Consider the following 2,529-nt stretch of genomic DNA (forward strand, 5'->3'; position numbering starts at 1 on the left):
TAAAGAGCTACACTGCAATCGCTCACGCAAAAACCATTACAGTACAATCAGAATTATGTTTTTTTTTATAACTTTGTAAAATAAAGCTAAATTATGAGCCAAATAATAACCAACATCGACGATTTAGATTTAAACGGAAGTTATACTTACGCCGATTATTTATTGTGGCAATTTTCGGAAAGATTAGAACTGATAAAAGGTAAAATTTTTAAAATGAGTCCTGCTCCTAATTCTTTTCATCAAGATATTTCTATGAACTTAACTAGAAGTTTGGATAGATTTTTTTATAAAACTAATTGTAAAATGTACATCGCACCTTTCGATGTTAGATTAATAAATTTTAAAGAAAGTACTGATAACAATAAGATTATTACAGTTATTCAACCAGATTTGTGTGTTATTTGTGATCGTTCTAAAATTGATGAAAAAGGATGTTTGGGTGCGCCAGATTTAATTATCGAAATTCTATCTCCTGGAAATTCTAAAAAAGAAATGGATATAAAATTTGATTTATATCAAGAAAATAAAGTTTTAGAATATTGGATTGTAAATCCTACTGATAAAACAATTTTAATTTATGTTTTAAAAGATGACATTTATATTGGATTAAAACCTTTTATAGAAGATAGTAAATTGCAAAGTCCAACGTTTCCTAAATTAAAATTTGCTGTAAAAAAAGCATTTGAAGTATAAAAATTAATCGTACTTAGATTTATTTACTACAGGATTGGCATACATATTTAAAAAACTTTCTACCATCATTTCATTAGTAGCGTCAATTTTTAATTCTAACCTTCTTTCAAATAATGATTTTTCATCTTCTGTATATAAATGAGCATATTTATTGGTTTTATAAAGTATATCAAAAGCTATAAAATTGGTTGGCCACAATTTATACGATTTTAAAATGGAATCGTCAATAACTTGTGCCAATGCTTGAATTTGCTTGTTAGAATTATCATATTCAGTTGCAATTTCATCTAATTCTGAGTTTAAAACTTCGCCTACGTGAATGTGAATGTGTTTTTTCTGACCAATAATTCCACTTAACAACGTCATAAAATCTTCATTTTTTTCTTTAATGTAAATTTCATCATTAGCTTCTGCCATAAGTTGTGGCATTTTTAAAGCATCTGTTGGATCATATTCATAAGAAATTGAAACTGGAACTATTTTAACTTTCTTAAAATAATTCATTAAATTCTTGTCTTCGCAACCCATTGCCAGCATTTTTAATACTCCTGGATTTGTTGCGTCGTTGCCATCTTTTGTTCTTCCTTCTCTTTGTGCTATCCACACAGAACGATTTTCTCTTAATAATAATTGTGAAATATATTCTGCCATAAGTTTGGAACTCATTAGCATTTCTCTTGGCGATAAACCACGTTGTACAAGAAAATTTCTATTTAATTTAGACAATGATAAAAGGAATGATTTCTTTACTAAATTATCTCCAATTGCTGATGCAGTCATTACTAAACCGTTATCAAACAAGCATGCGTTTAATAATGATGTATCTAAAATTATGTCTCTATGATTGGAAATAAAAAGATAAGATGTGTTTTTATCTAATTTTTCAAAACCAGAAGTGGTTAATCCTTCTGAACTTTTCTCTAAAACTTTTTGTACTGATTGATAAATGAAATTACGTTGAAAATCTCGAATAGAATGTGTTTTTTTTAATTGTTCTTTCCAAATGGCATCATCAATTTCTGGAAAAGTAAAGTTCATTAATGCCTTCATCATTGGATGTTGCACCACATTATGAATGGCTTCATTTATTTCGGCATCATAATAAGGACGAATGGCATCAAATTTTTGCATCTAAAAAAATAATTTTTGTTGCAACAAATAAACAAAAAATTTAGCATTTTAATCAATACTGAATTGTTAAATACCAAAAACAATTTTAGAATTTTCAGTTGTAATTTTAGCAATTTCCTCTACAGACAGATTATAAATCTCAGATAATTTTTGTGCTACTAAAAGTGTGTAACTACTTTCGTTTCTTTTTCCTCTATATGGAACTGGCGCTAAGTATGGCGAATCTGTTTCAAGAACAATATTTTTTATGTCTATTTGATTTAAAAATTGATCTATTTTTCCGTGTTTAAAAGTTGCAACGCCACCAATACCCAATTTCATATTTAAAGAAATGGCTTGTTGTGCTTGCTGTAAATTTCCAGAAAAACAATGAAATATTCCAAATAATTTGTCACTTCTTTCAGATTCTAGAACTTCAAAAACTTCATCAAAAGCATCACGACAATGAATGTTTATTGCTAGTTTATGTTTTTTTGCTAATTGTATTTGACGTTTAAAAGCTGTTTTTTGAATGTCTAAAGTGGTTTTGTCCCAATACAAATCAATTCCGATTTCGCCGACTGCGTAGAATTTATTTCGCTGCGCTCCATACTGTTCGGCAAGCCTCGGGTTCCGCTTTGAAAATTCTTTTTCTACATGTTGCAACTCTGTCTCAAAAGTATTAGGCTTCACATAACACGGATGCAATCCCATCATAAGGAAAAC

General features: G+C 28.9%; 3 protein-coding genes. 1 reads left to right on the top strand and 2 read right to left on the bottom strand.

Annotated elements, in window-relative coordinates:
* Positions 1-93 precede the first annotated feature (93 nt).
* Positions 94-693, top strand: a complete 600-nt coding sequence (locus ACH2BO_RS09965) for a Uma2 family endonuclease (protein WP_395044595.1) — start codon at positions 94-96, stop codon at positions 691-693.
* A 3-nt stretch (positions 694-696) separates the two neighbouring features.
* Here ACH2BO_RS09965 and ACH2BO_RS09970 read toward each other — a convergent pair whose 3' ends face one another.
* Positions 697-1,824 (bottom strand): 1-acyl-sn-glycerol-3-phosphate acyltransferase, encoded by a 1,128-nt coding sequence (locus ACH2BO_RS09970; RefSeq protein ID WP_395044596.1) that lies wholly within the window; start codon positions 1,822-1,824, stop codon positions 697-699.
* Between the two features lie 66 nt (positions 1,825-1,890).
* On the bottom strand, positions 1,891-2,529 hold a 639-nt coding region (locus ACH2BO_RS09975; protein ID WP_395044597.1), incomplete at its 5' end, for a TatD family hydrolase.

The organism is Flavobacterium sp. (assembly GCF_043773265.1).
Classification (GTDB): Bacteria; Bacteroidota; Bacteroidia; order Flavobacteriales; family Flavobacteriaceae; genus Flavobacterium.

Excerpts from the sequence above, each read along its gene's own strand:
- ACH2BO_RS09965 (WP_395044595.1), top strand. The coding sequence starts at position 94 with ATGAGCCAAATAATAACCAACATCGACGATTTAGATTTAAACGGAAGT.
- ACH2BO_RS09970 (WP_395044596.1), bottom strand. The coding sequence starts at position 1,824 with ATGCAAAAATTTGATGCCATTCGTCCTTATTATGATGCCGAAATAAAT.